Raw genomic sequence first — 16182 nt, forward strand, 5'->3', positions numbered from 1 at the left:
CCCTTTTCGACCTGGGCCACCACCGACAGCTTAAAAGCCAGACTGTAGTCCCGCTGCGTCCGCTTGATCCCTTGCTCCATTTGGCACCTCTTCGCGTCAGCGAAAAAGTGTCAACCTATTTCAGGACGGGTCAGCATAAAGCAAAAAGCCGCATGGGCGAACCATGCGGCTTTTTTTCGTGCATCGCGGGGCGAATACGCCGCCCCGCGTATGCCACGAGCGTCAGGCCGGTTTCTTCTTGGCCCCGCCGAGCTTGCGCGTGATGTAGTACTGCTGCGCGATCGACAGCACGTTGTTCACGACGTAGTACAGCACGAGGCCGGCCGGGAAGAAGAAGAACATCACCGAGAACGCGATCGGCATGAACTTCATCATCTTTGCCTGGACCGGATCCGGCGGCGTCGGGTTCAGGCTCGTCTGCACGTACATCGAGACAGCCATCAGCACCGGCAGGATGAAGAACGGATCGCGCTGCGACAGGTCGTGAATCCACAGCACCCACGGCGCGCCGCGCATTTCGACCGACGCGAGCAGCACCCAGTACAGCGAGATGAACACCGGGATCTGGATCACGACCGGCAGGCAGCCGCCGAACGGATTGACCTTCTCGGTCTTGTACAGCTCCATCAGCGCGGCGTTCATCTTCTGCGGATCGCTCTTGAAGCGTTCGCGCAGCGCCTGCATGCGCGGCGTGATTTCCTTCATGCGCGCCATCGACTTGTAGCTCGCCGCCGACAGCGGGAAGAACACGGCCTTGATCAGGATCGTCAGCAGCACGATCGACCAGCCCCAGTTGCCGATGTAGCCGTGGATCTTCTCGAGCAGCCAGAACAGCGGCTTCGCGATGATCGTCACCCAGCCGTAGTCCTTCACGAGTTCCAGGCCCGGCGCGATGCCTTCGAGCATGCGCTCTTCTTCCGGACCGGCGAACAGGCGGGCCTGCACGTCGGCCGACTGGCCCGGCGCGATCGCGGCGACCGGCTGCTTCACGCCGACGCGGTACAGCGTCGGATCGATCTTCTCAGCGTAGATGTCGCGCTTCACGCCCTGCTGCGGAATCCAGGCCGACGCGAAGTAGTGCTGCACCATCGCGACCCAGCCGTTGTCGGCAGAGGTCACGTAGTCGGCCTTGTTCTTGTCGAGGTCGCTGAAGTTGATCTTCTGGAAATGCTTCGCATCCGTGTAGACCGCCGGCCCGAGGAACGTGTGCGAGAACATCGGCGTTTCGACGGCCGTGTTGTCGCGCACCAGTTCCATGTAGACCGTCGGCGTGACCGGTGCCGTGCCGACGTTGTCGATCTTGGTGTCGACGCCGATCACGTAGCTGCCGCGCGTGAACGTGTAGGTCTTCACGACCTTCACGCCGCCCTTCACCGGCGATTCGAACGACAGCTTCAGCGCGTTCTGGTCACCCGTCAGCGACGTCGAGCCGGGGTTCAGCTGCGTGTAGACGTCGTTGTGGTTCGGGAAATCGCCGCCGAGCAGGCCCGAGCGTGCGAGATACGTGTGGCCGGCCGTGTGGTCGAACAGCGTGATGTACAGGTCGGGCTGCTTGCCGTCGCCCTGCTTCTTCAGCGTCAACTTCGCGAGCGTGCCGCCGCGCGTGTCGATTTCGCCGTCATACACGTCGGTCGAGAACTTCACGAGCTGCGCCTGGGCGGCCGGTGCCGTCGTCGACGGTGCGGCGCCGGCTGCGGCGGCAGGCACTTCACCTGCGGTCGTCGTCGTCGCGCCCGTGCCCGATGCACCGCCGGCAGCGGCCGTGGGGGCCGTCTGCGTGGCGCTCGGGAAGAACATCGACGGGCGTCCATGGTCCCGCTGCCAGTTGTCGTACAGCATGACAGCTGACATGAAGAAGATCACCCATAGGACGGTGCGTTTGATATCCATGCGTTGTCTCAGAGTCGATGGGACCGCGCGTCGGCTTCGCCGCGAGCGCGAGTGTCGGAGTTGGGCGGCGGGACGAGGTCGATGCCGCCCGCGGAAAACGGATGGCATCGGCACACGCGCCTGACGGCGAGATACGTGCCGCGCGCGGCGCCATGATACTGGATTGCCTCGCGCGCGTAATCCGAACAGGAAGGATAAAAACGGCAACGGTTGCCGAGCATCGGGCTCACGGCAACCTTGTAGAAGCGCAGCAAGGCGATCAATACCGTTTCCATACCTTGGGCGACGCCGTTCGGCGCCGCGTCAAAACCGGCCGGGCAGGCGCGAACGCCGCACCGGGCACGGATGCGTCACTCGGACGCGGGCTTCGACGCACGGCGGGCGATCTCCCGGACTGCCCTGTCGAGCAGTTCGCGAATCTCGGCCGCACACATCGCCGCGAGCGGGGCGGAAGCCGCGCTCGGCAGCGCTTTCTTGTCGAAGCGCGTGTGCTGCCGCAGCAGCAGGTCGTAACCGGCGAATTCGGCCCGGCGCAGGCGAAACTGATCGCGCGCCAGCCGCTTCACGAGGTTACGTGTTACTGCACGCGGCGCATACTTCTTGCCGACGACGAGCCCCAGACGCGCGGGCTGACCGGTCGGCTTGCCGTAAATCACGAAGTGCGCGGAGCGCCGCCAGGGGCGCAAACGAAAAACGGATGAAAATTCATCCGTTTTCAGAAGTCGCGCAGCTTTCGGGAAGGCGGCTTTCGTCTGCGACGGATTCGCACCCGGCTCGACGGCACCTTCCGCAGGACTGCGGACGGCGGACACAGCGCGCAACCTGCCTTAGATGGCGAGGCGCTTGCGGCCCTTCGCGCGGCGAGCGTTGATGACCTTGCGGCCACCTGCCGTCTTCATGCGGACACGGAAGCCATGGGTGCGCTTGCGGCGCGTCACGGACGGTTGGTAAGTACGTTTCATGATGTTCTCACTTGTTCGAGAATGTCGAAATTCAGGGGACCGCGTGCCCTTAACCGGAGGCATTCGGGCGAACGCAATCGCCGGGAATACAGGATTGGTTTTCGCGGAACCCGCTATTTAAACCGTTTTTCCGTTGACGGTCAATACTTTAGGAGTCGATCGCCTGTGCCCGCCCCGAGCGATCCGGCCCCGCGCCCCACACAACCGGCCTGTGGATAACTCGCTCTGTGGCCGCGTTTGGCGGTAGAATCTCGCCTTATCTCCAAGAATCCCGCACGCCGCTTCGGCTCGCGCCTGCCCCTCCAACACTGTGACGCAGGCGTCCGAGGCACGCTCGCACGACCGCTTCGGGCCTTGTTGCGCTACCGCGACAAGGGCGCCGGCGAGCCGCGCTGTGCATGCAAAAAACGACAGTTACTTGATGAACGATTTCTGGCAACACTGTTCCGCACTGCTGGAGCGCGAGCTAACGCCCCAGCAGTACGTGACGTGGATCAAACCCTTGGCCCCGGTGGCCTTCGATGCGTCGGCGAACACGCTGTCCATCGCCGCGCCGAACCGCTTCAAGCTGGACTGGGTCAAGAGCCAGTTTTCGGGACGGATCAGCGATCTGGCCCGCGAATTCTGGAACACGCCGATCGAAGTCCAGTTCGTCCTCGATCCCAAGGCAGGCATGCGCAGCGCCGCCGCCGGCGCAGCACCGGCCGCCCCGCGCACGCCGCTGGCCCCGACCGGCCCCGCCGCGACGGTGGCTGCGATCGCCGCCAACCTGACCGCGCATGCCGCCGCTGCGCCCGCCGCACCGGCCGACGTGCCGATGACGCCGTCGGCAGCCGCCGCGCACCACCTGAACGCCGACGACGCCGACATCGACCTGCCGAGCCTGCCCGCGCACGAAGCGGCCGCCGGCCGCCGCACGTGGCGCCCGGGCCCCGGCGCCGCGCCGGCCAACGGCGGCGAAGCCGATTCGATGTACGAGCGCTCGAAGCTGAACCCCGTGCTCACGTTCGACAACTTCGTGACCGGTAAGGCGAACCAGCTCGCGCGCGCCGCCGCGATCCAGGTCGCGGACAACCCGGGCATCTCGTACAACCCGCTGTTCCTGTACGGCGGCGTCGGCCTCGGCAAGACCCACCTGATCCACGCGATCGGCAACCAGCTGCTGCTCGACAAGGCCGGCGCGCGGATCCGCTACATCCACGCCGAGCAATACGTGTCGGACGTGGTGAAGGCGTACCAGCGCAAGGCATTCGACGACTTCAAGCGCTACTACCACTCGCTCGACCTGCTGCTGATCGACGATATTCAGTTCTTCTCCGGCAAGTCGCGCACGCAAGAGGAATTCTTCTACGCGTTCGAGGCGCTGGTCGCGAACAAGGCGCAGGTGATCATCACCAGCGACACGTATCCGAAGGAAATCTCGGGCATCGACGATCGCCTGATTTCGCGCTTCGACTCGGGCCTCACCGTCGCGATCGAGCCGCCCGAGCTGGAAATGCGCGTCGCGATCCTGATGCGCAAGGCGCAGTCGGAAGGCGTGAACCTGTCGGAAGACGTCGCGTTCTTCGTCGCGAAGCACCTGCGCTCGAACGTGCGCGAACTCGAAGGCGCGCTGCGCAAGATCCTCGCGTATTCGAAGTTCCACGGCCGCGAGATCTCGATCGAGCTGACCAAGGAAGCGCTGAAGGACCTGCTGACCGTGCAGAACCGGCAGATTTCGGTCGAGAACATCCAGAAGACCGTCGCCGACTTCTACAACATCAAGGTCGCGGACATGTACTCGAAGAAGCGTCCCGCGAACATCGCGCGGCCGCGGCAGATTGCGATGTACCTGGCGAAGGAACTCACGCAGAAGAGCCTGCCGGAAATCGGCGAGCTGTTCGGCGGGCGCGATCACACCACCGTGCTGCACGCGGTGCGCAAGATCGCCGACGAACGCAGCAAGGACGCGCAGCTCAACCACGAGCTGCACGTGCTGGAACAGACGCTGAAGGGCTGAGCGCGCGGCGCGCTTGATAATTCGGCCTCCGCCCCAATTTAAGGGGGGCGGTTCGGTTTTGAGGCACAATACTGGTTTGACCGCCCCGGTGGTGGCGGGCCAAGAGCCCGGCCGGCGGGGCGCTGCGAGGCTGCTGCGCTGCAGGCCGTTACTCAACGAAGGAACTCTATGCAACTGGTCAAGACCGAACGAGACACCCTCCTCAGGCCGCTGCAAACGGTCAGCGGCATCGTCGAACGCCGCCATACGTTGCCGATCCTCGCCAACCTGCTGATCACCAAGAACGGCTCGGACGTTTCGTTCCTGTCGACCGACCTGGAGCTGCAGATCACCACGCGCGCGGATTTCGGCGTCGGCGGCGACCAGGTCGCGACCACCGTCGCGGCGCGCAAGCTGCTCGACATCCTGCGCGCGATGCCTGACGGCCAGGTCACGCTGTCGCTCGCCGACAAGCGCCTCACCGTTCAATCCGGCAAGAGCCGTTTCGCACTCCAGACGCTGGCGGCCGACGAGTTCCCGACCGTCGCGCAGGCGAAGGATTTCGGCGCCACGCTCACCGTCCCGCAGAAGTCGTTCCGCCAGCTGCTCGGCATGGTGCACTTCGCGATGGCGCAGCAGGACATCCGCTACTACCTGAACGGCATGCTGCTCGTCGTCGACGGCGACCAGCTGATGGCCGTGGCCACCGACGGCCACCGCCTCGCGTTCTCGTCGATGAAGATCGAAGGCGGCACGTTCGGCCGCCAGGAAGTCATCGTGCCGCGCAAGACGATTCTCGAGCTGCAGCGCCTGCTCGAAGACATCGACGACACCGTCACCATCGACATCGCGCAAACCCAGGCCAAGTTCACCTTTGGCCAGGTCGAGCTCGTGTCGAAACTCGTCGAGGGCAAGTTCCCCGACTTCCAGCGCGTGATCCCGAAGGCGCACAAGAACACGTTCGAGATCGGCCGTGAAGAGCTGCAGCGCTCGCTGCAGCGCGCGGCCATTCTCACCTCGGACAAGTTCAAGGGCGTGCGCTGCATCATCGCGCCGGGCCAGCTGAAGATCATGTCGACCAACGCCGATCAGGAAGAGGCGCAGGAAGAACTGGAAATCGCCTACCAGGGCGATACCGTCGACATCGGCTTCAACGTCACGTATCTGCTCGACGTGCTCGCGAACCTGAAGGTCGACACCGTGCAGGTGAGCCTCGGCGACGCCAGCTCGAGCGCGCTGATTACCGTGCCCGAGAACGACGAGTTCAAGTATGTCGTGATGCCGATGCGCATCTGACGCGCGCGACATCACGACACACACCAGGGGGCGGCAAGCCCCTTTGGCGTTTTTATGGCGAACCGACAACCCGTCCCTTTGGTGCCCTAACGGCGCCTCGGACGGGCCAGGAAAACTGGAGCGGCCCGGCGTTTTCGCAAGGAAACGCACCGCGCCGCCGCTTGAGTGGCCTCGCAGAACCGGAAGATATCCATGAGTGAACAGCACAATTCGCAACCCGATAACAGCAGCTACGGCGCCTCGTCGATCCAGATCCTCGAAGGTCTGGAAGCGGTGCGCAAGCGCCCCGGGATGTACATCGGCGACACGTCGGACGGCACCGGTCTGCATCACCTCGTGTTCGAGGTGCTCGACAACTCGATCGACGAAGCGTTGGCCGGGTACTGCAACGACATCCACGTGACGATTCACGCCGACAACTCGATTTCCGTGACCGACAACGGCCGCGGGATTCCGACCGACGTGAAGATGAACGACAAGCACGAGCCGAAGCGTAGTGCTGCCGAAATCGTGATGACCGAGCTGCATGCCGGCGGCAAGTTCGACCAGAACAGCTACAAGGTGTCCGGTGGCCTGCACGGCGTGGGTGTGTCGTGCGTGAACGCACTGTCGAGCTGGCTGCGCCTCACGGTGCGCCGCGACGGCAAGAAGCGGTTCATGGAGTTCCATCGCGGCGTCGCACAGGATCGCGTGCTCGAGGTGGTCGATGGTGTCGAAGTGTCGCCGATGCTGGTGACCGGTGACACCGAGAACCGCGGCACCGAAGTGCACTTCATGGCCGATCCGACGATTTTCGGCACGGTCGAGTATCACTACGACATCCTCGCGAAGCGGATGCGCGAGCTTTCGTTCCTGAACAACGGTGTGCGGATTCGGCTCACCGATCTGCGTTCCGGCAAGGAAGACGATTTCGCGTTCGCCGGCGGTGTGAAGGGCTTCGTTGAATTCATCAACAAGACGAAGACCAACCTGCACCCGACCGTTTTCTTCGCCACCGGCGAGAAGGATGGCGTGGGCGTCGAAGTCGCGATGCAGTGGAACGACAGCTACAACGAAAACGTGCTGTGCTTCACGAACAACATTCCGCAGCGCGACGGCGGCACACACCTGACCGGCCTGCGGGCCGCGATGACGCGCGTCATCAACAAGTACATCACCGATAACGAAATCGCGAAGAAGGCGAAGGTCGAGACGACCGGCGACGACATGCGCGAAGGGCTGTCGTGCGTGCTTTCCGTGAAGGTGCCGGAGCCGAAGTTCAGCTCGCAGACGAAGGACAAGCTGGTTTCGTCGGAAGTGCGTGCGCCGGTTGAAGAAGTTGTGGCGAAGGCGCTGGAAGAATTCCTTTTGGAAACGCCGATCGACGCGAAGATCATCTGCGGGAAGATCGTCGAAGCTGCTCGTGCGCGTGATGCTGCGCGGAAGGCGCGTGAGATGACGCGACGCAAGGGCGTGCTCGACGGCGTCGGCCTGCCGGGCAAGCTCGCGGACTGCCAGGAGAAGGACCCGGCGAAGTGCGAAATCTACATCGTCGAGGGTGACTCGGCAGGTGGGTCGGCAAAGCAAGGGCGTGATCGGAAGTTCCAGGCCATCCTGCCGCTGCGCGGCAAGGTGCTGAACGTCGAGAAGGCACGCTACGACAAGCTGCTGTCGTCGGAGCAAATCGTCACGCTCGTGACTGCGCTGGGGTGCGGGATCGGCAAAGAGGATTACAACCTCGACAAGCTCCGCTATCACCGCATCATCATCATGACCGACGCGGACGTGGACGGTGCGCACATCCGCACGCTGCTGCTCACGTTCCTCTATCGCCAAATGCCGGACATGATCGAGCGCGGGTACGTGTATATCGCGCAGCCGCCGCTTTACAAGATCAAGGCGGGCAAGGACGAGCGGTATCTGAAGGATGACGTGGAACTCAACGCGCATATGCTGCGGTTGGCGCTGCAAGGGTCGGAGTTGGTGCCGGGTGAGAATGCGGCGGCGATTTCCGGCGATGCGCTTGGCGAGCTGGCGCGGTCGTATCTGCTGTCGCAGAGCGTTATTGAGCGCTTGAGCCGGTTGTATGACCCGGCCGCGCTGGAAGCGGTCATGGACGGGGTGGTGATCGATCTTTCCAATGAGGCTTCGACTGAGGCTTCGGCTAAGGCGCTGCACGCTGCGTTGCATGATGAAGCGCTGAAGAACGAAGTACGTGTCGTGCCTTCGTATGATCCGGTTCGCGAACAGCGGGCGCTGCACGTCGAACGTACGCATCACGGCAACGTGCGGGTTTCGGTCATCGACCAGGAATTCCAGCACACGGCGGATTATCAGCAGCTCGTGACCACCGCGAATACGTTCAAGGGGCTCATCGGGGAAGGTGCGGTCATCAAGCGCGGTGAGCGCAGCATGGCCGTGGCGGACTTCAAGAGCGCGATGAAGTGGCTGCTGGCTGATGCTGAACGGAACGTCTCCAAACAACGCTATAAGGGGCTCGGCGAGATGAACCCCGAGCAGCTGTGGGAAACGACGATGGATCCGGCTGTGCGGCGTCTGCTGCGTGTGCAGATCGAAGACGCGATTGCCGCGGATGGGATCTTTACTACCCTCATGGGGGATGATGTGGAGCCGCGTCGAGCGTTTATCGAATCGAATGCGTTGCGGGCGGGGAATATTGACGTTTGAGGTCGCGCAAGACGCACCGCGACTGCCCCGGCCAACGAAAGCTGGCCGGGCTCTTTGTTTTCGTCAGGACATTTCCGGTCAGCACGTCAAAAAAAAGCCCCCTGGTAGCTACTCCACCAGCCGATCGGGGAACATTGACCCTAATTCCCAAGACTTTCAATCGACGATACAGTCGGCACCTGACTACTCTTGCCGAACACCATGCCGAAGCCTTCGTTTCCGATTCGAACAATAAAAAAAGACGAACTCATCGTAGTCGCTGACATTGAGGCCGCACTTTCAGAGCAACCGACTGCGACGTTACTATTATTGCCAACAAATGCGGCCGAAAATGAAGGCGGATATTTCTTCCCGGTGAGAAAAACGATCGGAAATGAGTTTGATCTATGCCATCTAACTAAGGGCCGCGCTGTAAGGAGATTCACTGCATCGGGGCTCACAGACTATATGAATCATGTATCCGGCAGGACCTACTCCAAACAACTTGCTTACATTTTCGAAGAAATTCAGGCAGACTTGGACCGAGTAGAAAAGAAACGGTCCAAGCCACTAACCGATGATCAAAGCGTCGATGACAACGCTTCACAATAGGCCAACCAATCGACCGGTCGGATGCTGCCATCTTTAGACTGATGCTGTCGGCCTACGACCTTTCTCGGTATCGACTCATCTTTGTATTCCAGATGCGACAGCCTTCCAACTGCGGTGACATAAAAGAGATGTGTTAATGAATGCTCCTTCATTCCCTGCATCCGTGCTTTTGGACTCAACTCGCGCGCATACGCGAGACCAACGGGACCGCAAACAGCAAGATCTTCACTCACGGATCTCACAGCAGTTGGCATAGCCAAACCCCCAGTAATCAATTCAGAAACCGCTGGCAAAAACACATCCCGAAGAACCTCAAAGCGATTGCGCGACAACCAGACTTTGAAACTCCAGAAATCCCCGATCGTTTCAGCAACTAACGACTTCGACGCCAAACGAGTGGGCACAATGTCACTATCAAAAAGTCTGAGAATTTTCCCATAATTATTTTGCTCGTGCTCCAAGTTGTCGCGAACGCCGGTCCACGCCCTCAAGCTATCAAAGCCCTGCAATCCATTTTTCCCTTTTTTGCGATCTGGCGTTGTAAGCCAATGATGGTCCCGCATTAGCGCGAGACTTCGCGCGTGAAAGAAATGGATATCTTGTACCTGCGGTGTGCGTCGTCTTTGAATTCGAGAGGGTGATTCATCCCATGCCCAAATAATTAGGGCGAGATAGTCCGTTTCCTCTCGTATCTGCCCAAGAAGCGTAGCGAAATTAGCTGCCGCCTCATCGGCCAGACACTCAATCGCCTTGACTTCAAACCGAAGCCCCTTGGTGTCATCTGAAAAACGTAGTTCAAAATCTGGATATTGATGCGCAGCAACAGTGCCAATAAAGGCTTCGACCAACCCTTCATCATGCAAAGTCGCCTCCATTAGATCACCGAATTGCGTCTCCAAAAACTGTGAAACACGCCCGCGTACACTGGAGATGACTTCCGGTGCAAGTGGTAGTTGAGTACCCTCAAATACGCTGATCCGACGCATCGCAGAATTTTCGCGGAGTCGACTCTTCAGCTTCGGTCCAATTGTCTCATTCAACCATTTTCGAGTCTCGGTAAGTGGTAGTCGACCTTCCGCGGCATGGCGTACGTGAGCAAGGGCATCAAGATTGTCCTCACCCAACATTACATCCGCCAATCGTGCAGCCCCTCGCTTGACCTGCTGCGCTAAGCGCTCGTTGATCCGCTCTAGATCTAGGCGAATGTCAGCTTCCGTCTGGACATCCGCCAAATGCAATCGCATCGCTGCATGAAGTGCTTCGCCTCGCGCCAATGGAACTAGACAAGAAAGCAAGTCATCAGCCGATATACGAGGCCGACCGATACCCGTAACCTTTCCCTCCACTTGCGCATAGACGACATCCGACCGGAGCAAGGTTGCCAAGAGCCGTCGATCAACAATCGGTTGCCCATCCTCGCTCTCTCTAGTTTTCAACACAATGCACTCGGGAGATACGAAACCATCGTCTTCTTCAACGAAAGCAACTTTCCGCAAATTCGGTCTCATTCGAGCAAAGAGAATATCTCCACGCTTATATCGTTTGACCTGGCTCTTCAATGATATTGCAGGGACGATATTCTTACTGTGTCGACCCGTCATAGACTCAATATCCGCCAGCCCTGTGTAAGAGATAAGCTCTCCCTCCAGTTCCTCCATCGGATGAACCAATTCATTACGCTCAACACAGAGGTCCGAAAGAGGGACGCAAGAATCTCCAATCTCACCAAGCCGCTTAACCAATTGTCGTCGATGGGGCTCAAGGGCCAAAACATCAATTCGCTGCCCTTTCTCCGGAACAACAGTATCTATTTTGACAGTGAAGACACCCTTACAAGTGGGAATTGGCTTTCCCTTGAGGAAGTCACTCCACGCACCGGCAATCGCAGGCAAATCGGAATTGATCGTTGCACTACCATCTCGCCCATATATGATATCTTCGTCACCATTGGGACGACGGCCAATTGAATCAGCCGTGGCGCAGAACATCTCCTTGTGAATTTTTTTACCCTCAATCGCCTTCCGTTGCAAAATTACAATCGACGTTTTCACTGTCGCATATGGCATAAACGAAGAATCCGGCAATGAAATTACGCCGAGTATGTCGTACTTCTCGCGCAAAAGAATTCGGACATCTGCCGCGTTAGGTTGCGAAAGAACTCCGTCGTCAATGACGGTAAACAGCCGCCCACCGGGCCGCAACAAGTCCGCACATCGTTCAAGGAACAACACACCTCGTCGACGTGATATTTTTCCTTTGCCAAGCACATATTGATTTAGAATCGTTGCCTCGCCCACGTCACTACCAAAAGGTGGATTGGTAATAATTGTATCAAGCTTCCCCCGCCATTCGTCGATACCGTTACCAAGAGAGCCATTCCGGACATCATAGTTGATCGTAAAATCATCAGAGGTTAGCCCATGGGACATAAGATTTACGCCAGCTATCCAGGCCAATCGCTCATCAATTTCGAAACCCCACAGTTTCTCGAAATCGGCGTTACTTTTCGCGATTTCCACCAGAAAGCCCCCTGAACCGCACGCGGGATCTCCAACAAAACCCATCGGGTCATGTGCGGCAAGAGAGATCATGAATGCGGTTAACTGAGAAGGCGTAAAAAACTGCTGATTTTCGCTTTTATCAAAAGTTCGGCGAACCATCTCCTCATATGCCAGCCCGAGCCCGTCTTGATGAGGTCCCAAGAGAGATGTTCTGACGTCGTCCATCACGGCGGCAGTCGCTATTGGATTTGCCACCATTTTTGAAAATCGCTCGGGAATAAAAATGGACTGACTCTTAGCGAACCGCTTGTACACTCCATGTAAACGATGTCCGTATTGTGAGTCCGTTTCGAGCGCAAGCCGATTCAATGCGCTCTCTTCTACCAATCCCTGCTCACAAGCCGCCTCCAGGATCCACATTTTCGACAATTCATCGAAGCGCCCCAAAAGATCACTTGACCCATCCAGGTCGCGCATCAATCGCGAAATTCGATTCACTAGGCGCCTAGCACTCCGTACGCTTCTAGTAGTTAACGATAAATGGTCTTCGGCCTCTCTCCCTTCGCTCAGTTGCTCCGCAAGAGCTACAAGTTCCGACTGACAAAATAGGCGATAGCCGTTATCAGGGTCACGATAGGAAGTCAATTTCCCAGTTCTATCCCACTCGCGAATCGTACCTCTTGAGACACCGAGGAGAGCGGCTGCTTGCCCAACCATCAACAGCTGTGTTTTTTTGTCCATTGCACAAACCCTACAATTTTTCTAGACGTTGTGTCTGACCGACTTCTGACGCATTGTCGCCGATTCATGGAGAAGCTGCAAAGTATTTCCCGTTGACAAACTCAAGCGCATGGATCTTCCCAGCGATCCGGTCAGGTCATCCAGCTGATCAGATGCATATCCCTGTCCGGTCTCCCGGACCACCACCGGGGCCTCCAACACTGAAGCGCGCCGGCTAGCGCCAACCGCCTATACAGGTGGTCGCACCGATCTCCCGATCGAAGTCGCCCATAAGACCCTTCGCGCCCCCTCTTCTATTCAGGCTGGAATCTATCCAGACTCGCGACAAGTTCACATCCTGTTCGCCCGGTGCCGCAGCAACACCTTGGCAGCCCCTGCAAGGAACCACATCATCTACCAAGTCGAGTCAGACGGTAATCTCCCGAAAAGCTAGCTGATCCGAAGCCTGACTCTCCCAGCCAAGGGTCTACAAGTGGTGCTCAAAGCCCTTAACAGTACTGACTGAGAGCTGTACCACTTCGAACAGTCGGCGGGAGGATGCCCGTCTCGGCAACACCCGTTGCCGGCGCTCAGTCACCTGACCTCCCCCCAGCAAACAGGGTCAGCCGAAACCTAGTAAAGGTCGTTTTCGGAGAGGACGAACATAAAGAGGCGCTTTACAGAAGAGCAAACAATCGGCTTTCTGAAGGAGGTGGAGGCCACCCTGTCAGTCAACGAGCTGCGCAGGAAGCACGGCTTTAGTGACGCGTCGTTCTACACCTGTCGTGCGAAGTTCGGTGGCATGCAGTATCGGAAGCCCGCCGATTCGAGGACCCGGAGAACGAGAACACGCGGCTCAAGAAACTGCTGGCTGAGGCGATGCTCGACATGGAAGCCCTCAAGGTGGTCGTAAAGGGGAAGCCCTGAACCCACAAGTCAAACGCGCAGCAGTGGTGGCGATTCGGGAGAAGGCCAATATCTCCGAACGCCGCGTCTACTGGCTTGTCGGGCTTTCTCGCGGCGTGCTGCATTACGACGCTAAGCCAGATGCCGAGAATGAAGCGTTGACAGTGCGCTTGGTCGAACTGGCCCATGAACGCCATCGGTTCGGCTACCCCCGACCCATGCGCTGGTAGAGCGCGAAGGCATTCAAGCGAACCATAAGCGGGTGCATCGCCTTTATCGTGAGGTGGGACTGGCGGTGCGCCGCCGCCGGCGCCACGGGGTGACGATTGAACGCGAGCAGCTGAGTTTGCCGAGTGCGCTGAACGAGGCCTCGTCAATCGATTTCGTCATAGATGCGCCCTTGAATAGCCACCGCTGAAGCGCTTGACCATCGTCAATGACTTCACGAAGGAGTCGGTCGATATCGTCGTCGATCATGGTATTTCGGGCTTGTATACGGCTCGAGCGCGCGCCGAACTACCTGTCGTCAACGGAGTTTGCTGCGAAACACCGAGCAACAGCGGACGCTCCTGCCGTTTTCCAGGAGTCGGGTTAAAGGGACTCTGCTAGAAGTCCATTGGCCATATTGAAGGGGGCAGGTCAACAACATTGACTCTGTTAGTCAGCCATCTCCGACGCGTCCCAGTCTGCCGCGCGGGCATCTCCGGTCTGGTAAAACCGCTTCACGAGCTTCACATATTCCAAGAAGTCTTTGTTCTCAGTTGCTAATCGATTAGCCATATCCCAATCAATCTCGTCACGCTCCAGTGCCGGAATTAGTACCTGACTTTCCGCTGGGTTCTCCACATCAAGTTTGATGAGGCCGATACCATGAGCCGCAAACAACATTCGTAGCTCCTTCAGCGTATTGTTCCCTTCGATCTCCGCTGCAACCAAATAGCCGAAATTTGCCCACGACGAATTGGATACGGCCTGGAAGAAGCATTCGCGCACGTTCGACCGATTGATCAACAGCTTGACTTCGAACGACCACAGCCTGGTTCGCTTGTCGGAACGTTGACCCACACACTCTCTGACCTCTCGGAGCCATTCAGCCCCCAAGTCCTCCATACCGACGACGTCAGGATAGAGCCAACGATTACCATTTGGTCCCCGCCTATTCGACGATCGTTTCTCGTCGACTCGTTTGGAGTACACACTGAACTCTCCCCACAGATAACGCGAAAGTAGGTGATATAAAGCGTGCTCGCCCAGCTTGGGCTCATTCTTATCTTCAATCAAAGTAACGTTCGCGCTTTCCGCGTCGACCACCTCCGCACTATCTGACTTGTCAGAGTAGTAGTACTTTCGCGGCCTACCCTCAGTGGCTTTAAGCTCAGGATTTCTCTTCTGTATCCGTGGACGATAAGCGCCAATCTCGGCAACGAGCTGTTGAATTAGCTTCGCATCCGTATCTATATTTTGGCTACCGAGTTTCTTCGCGTGACATTCTTCCGGATGTGCAGCAAAAATCCACTCCGCAATCTGCCGAGCTGTAAACTTCCGGTCTGGATTTCCTTTCAGGAACTCGAGAATCAACTTAGCTAGATTGAGCGCCATACTATTTATATTCCTTTTTTGATTCTCACAGACGCATCGAAGTCACCAGCAAAGTCCTGACGCATCCGCACGATTACCCCAGCCCCTCGTATACAAGCTCGTCGTGGTTGGCTCCATCCATTTTTATGTATGGATCTCGTCCCGATTACGGCTCTCTCCAGAACAGCGAATCGTCCCACGTGCCATACGGGATGATATATCCAACTCGTCGACGACCGGTCATTAGCATATGCACGTTTCCGACGACGTCATGCTGGTAATCGGCACGAGCGCGAGCGCCTACCTATGCCGTTTAGCCACGCCTCGAATTCTCCATATTTCGAGATGCCCAGTTAGGTAGACTCAAATAGCGTCACCGCAAAAGGCGCGGGCCGCATGGGCTGCCACCCATACGACCCGCTAACCACAACCAACTCATTGCAGGAGTCGGCAATGGCTAACGCCTATAGTAAGTCACGTCCCAAGAAGCTCAAACAGTATCCCGAGGTTGAGCTGACCCTCGGCAACAAGCCGGACCTTCCCCAGGATGGCCAACCGTACATGCCATGGATGCGCGCCATCGACGCGCATTTCGAGATGTTCGGATTCAAACCGGGTGATCGCGTCTATCTCCGGTTCAGCTTTGCTTCCCGAAGGGTCATCATCACGCCCGACTACAGCGCGCTGAACTGGCGAGAGCAGCCCTATGGGGCAGCTGCCCAAGAAGAGGATGAGGCTGAGGACTACGCAGCGCTGGCCGCTTTGCGCGGCTCTACTGACTGGTGATGGCTCGGCGTGAAGTAGTTCGGCACACGCCTTGATGCAAATGGTCCGCGGCGGCGCTGCAAGTAACTTCAACAATCGTCACAACAGACGAAAAGTTGCGTCCCGCTCTCTCGGCATTCGACGGCATCGCAAGCATCAGCGCGTGCAGCACGACAAGCATCCATGCCGAGTACTCCACACGCATTTCCGCCGCTGAAATGCAAAAACCCCCGCCTTTCGGGCGGGGGTTTCTGGCTTAGGGAGCCTGACGATTACCTACTTTCACACGGGAATCCGCACTATCATCGGCGTAGAGTCGTTTCACGGT

Annotated in this window: 11 protein-coding genes and 2 pseudogenes; 6 read left to right on the forward strand and 7 right to left on the reverse strand. The window is 58.3% G+C overall.

Features of this window, described 5'->3' with window-relative positions; genetic code table 11:
• Positions 1-222: 222 nt before the first annotated feature.
• The 4 genes from yidC to rpmH form a co-directional block, all read right to left on the reverse strand.
• Positions 223-1890: a membrane protein insertase YidC gene (gene yidC, locus LGM89_RS36850; RefSeq protein WP_226275802.1), complete on the reverse strand. Its 1668-nt coding sequence runs from the start codon at positions 1888-1890 to the stop codon at positions 223-225.
• 8 nt (positions 1891-1898) lie between these two features.
• Positions 1899-2165 carry a membrane protein insertion efficiency factor YidD gene (yidD, locus tag LGM89_RS36855; protein ID WP_006750110.1) on the reverse strand — a complete coding sequence of 89 codons (267 nt, stop codon included), beginning with the start codon at positions 2163-2165 and terminating at the stop codon, positions 1899-1901.
• A 75-nt stretch (positions 2166-2240) separates the two neighbouring features.
• The gene (gene rnpA, locus LGM89_RS36860; RefSeq protein WP_039364627.1) at positions 2241-2702 is read right to left on the reverse strand and encodes a ribonuclease P protein component; all 462 of its coding nucleotides are present in this window, start codon (positions 2700-2702) and stop codon (positions 2241-2243) included.
• Positions 2703-2717: 15 nt separating this feature from the next.
• Complete coding sequence (gene rpmH, locus LGM89_RS36865; protein ID WP_004198824.1) at positions 2718-2852, reverse strand: 50S ribosomal protein L34; 135 nt, start codon at positions 2850-2852, stop codon at positions 2718-2720.
• A 421-nt stretch (positions 2853-3273) separates the two neighbouring features.
• On the opposite strand from rpmH, the gene dnaA reads away from it, so the two are divergent.
• The 4 genes from dnaA (at position 3274) to LGM89_RS36885 (ending at position 9384) form a co-directional block, all read left to right on the forward strand.
• Positions 3274-4851: a chromosomal replication initiator protein DnaA gene (gene dnaA / locus LGM89_RS36870; protein WP_226275803.1), complete on the forward strand. Its 1578-nt coding sequence runs from the start codon at positions 3274-3276 to the stop codon at positions 4849-4851.
• 168 nt (positions 4852-5019) lie between these two features.
• On the forward strand, positions 5020-6126 hold the full coding sequence (gene dnaN, locus LGM89_RS36875; protein WP_071335272.1) for a DNA polymerase III subunit beta: 1107 nt from the start codon (positions 5020-5022) through the stop codon (positions 6124-6126).
• Between the two features lie 192 nt (positions 6127-6318).
• Positions 6319-8793 carry a DNA topoisomerase (ATP-hydrolyzing) subunit B gene (gene gyrB / locus LGM89_RS36880; protein WP_226275804.1) on the forward strand — a complete coding sequence of 825 codons (2475 nt, stop codon included), beginning with the start codon at positions 6319-6321 and terminating at the stop codon, positions 8791-8793.
• A gap of 201 nt (positions 8794-8994) precedes the next feature.
• On the forward strand, positions 8995-9384 hold the full coding sequence (locus LGM89_RS36885; RefSeq protein ID WP_226275805.1) for a hypothetical protein: 390 nt from the start codon (positions 8995-8997) through the stop codon (positions 9382-9384).
• On the opposite strand, the gene LGM89_RS36890 is transcribed toward LGM89_RS36885, so the two are convergent.
• Entirely contained in the window at positions 9354-12362 is a 3009-nt protein-coding gene (locus LGM89_RS36890; RefSeq protein ID WP_226275808.1) for an N-6 DNA methylase, read from the reverse strand. The genes LGM89_RS36885 and LGM89_RS36890 overlap by 31 nt on opposite strands.
• Positions 12363-12476: 114 nt before the next feature.
• Positions 12477-12626: pseudogene (locus LGM89_RS37400) on the reverse strand (MerR family DNA-binding transcriptional regulator); the annotation flags it as partial.
• Positions 12627-13269: 643 nt separating this feature from the next.
• Here LGM89_RS37400 and LGM89_RS36900 point away from each other — a divergent pair.
• Positions 13270-14018, forward strand: a pseudogene (locus tag LGM89_RS36900) (transposase); the annotation flags it as partial.
• 150 nt (positions 14019-14168) lie between these two features.
• Here the strand turns inward: LGM89_RS36900 and LGM89_RS36905 are convergent.
• Positions 14169-15110, reverse strand: coding sequence for a COG2958 family protein (locus LGM89_RS36905; protein WP_226275806.1), 942 nt, complete (start codon positions 15108-15110; stop codon positions 14169-14171).
• A 432-nt stretch (positions 15111-15542) separates the two neighbouring features.
• On the opposite strand from LGM89_RS36905, the gene LGM89_RS36910 reads away from it, so the two are divergent.
• Entirely contained in the window at positions 15543-15875 is a 333-nt protein-coding gene (locus LGM89_RS36910; protein ID WP_226275807.1) for a hypothetical protein, read from the forward strand.
• Positions 15876-16182 lie beyond the last annotated feature (307 nt).

The organism is Burkholderia sp. AU31624 (assembly GCF_020420065.1).
In the GTDB taxonomy this organism is placed as follows: Bacteria; Pseudomonadota; Gammaproteobacteria; order Burkholderiales; family Burkholderiaceae; genus Burkholderia.

What these genes read in the sequence shown, in the direction of transcription:
- LGM89_RS36910 (WP_226275807.1), top strand. Translation starts at nt 15,543, where the DNA reads ATGGCTAACGCCTATAGTAAGTCACGTCCCAAGAAGCTCAAACAGTAT.
- LGM89_RS36885 (WP_226275805.1), top strand. Translation starts at nt 8,995, where the DNA reads ATGCCGAAGCCTTCGTTTCCGATTCGAACAATAAAAAAAGACGAACTC.
- rpmH (WP_004198824.1), bottom strand. Translation starts at nt 2,852, where the DNA reads ATGAAACGTACTTACCAACCGTCCGTGACGCGCCGCAAGCGCACCCAT.
- dnaA (WP_226275803.1), top strand. Translation starts at nt 3,274, where the DNA reads ATGAACGATTTCTGGCAACACTGTTCCGCACTGCTGGAGCGCGAGCTA.
- LGM89_RS36905 (WP_226275806.1), bottom strand. Translation starts at nt 15,110, where the DNA reads ATGGCGCTCAATCTAGCTAAGTTGATTCTCGAGTTCCTGAAAGGAAAT.
- dnaN (WP_071335272.1), top strand. Translation starts at nt 5,020, where the DNA reads ATGCAACTGGTCAAGACCGAACGAGACACCCTCCTCAGGCCGCTGCAA.
- gyrB (WP_226275804.1), top strand. Translation starts at nt 6,319, where the DNA reads ATGAGTGAACAGCACAATTCGCAACCCGATAACAGCAGCTACGGCGCC.
- yidD (WP_006750110.1), bottom strand. Translation starts at nt 2,165, where the DNA reads ATGGAAACGGTATTGATCGCCTTGCTGCGCTTCTACAAGGTTGCCGTG.
- yidC (WP_226275802.1), bottom strand. Translation starts at nt 1,890, where the DNA reads ATGGATATCAAACGCACCGTCCTATGGGTGATCTTCTTCATGTCAGCT.
- LGM89_RS36890 (WP_226275808.1), bottom strand. Translation starts at nt 12,362, where the DNA reads ATGCGCGACCTGGATGGGTCAAGTGATCTTTTGGGGCGCTTCGATGAA.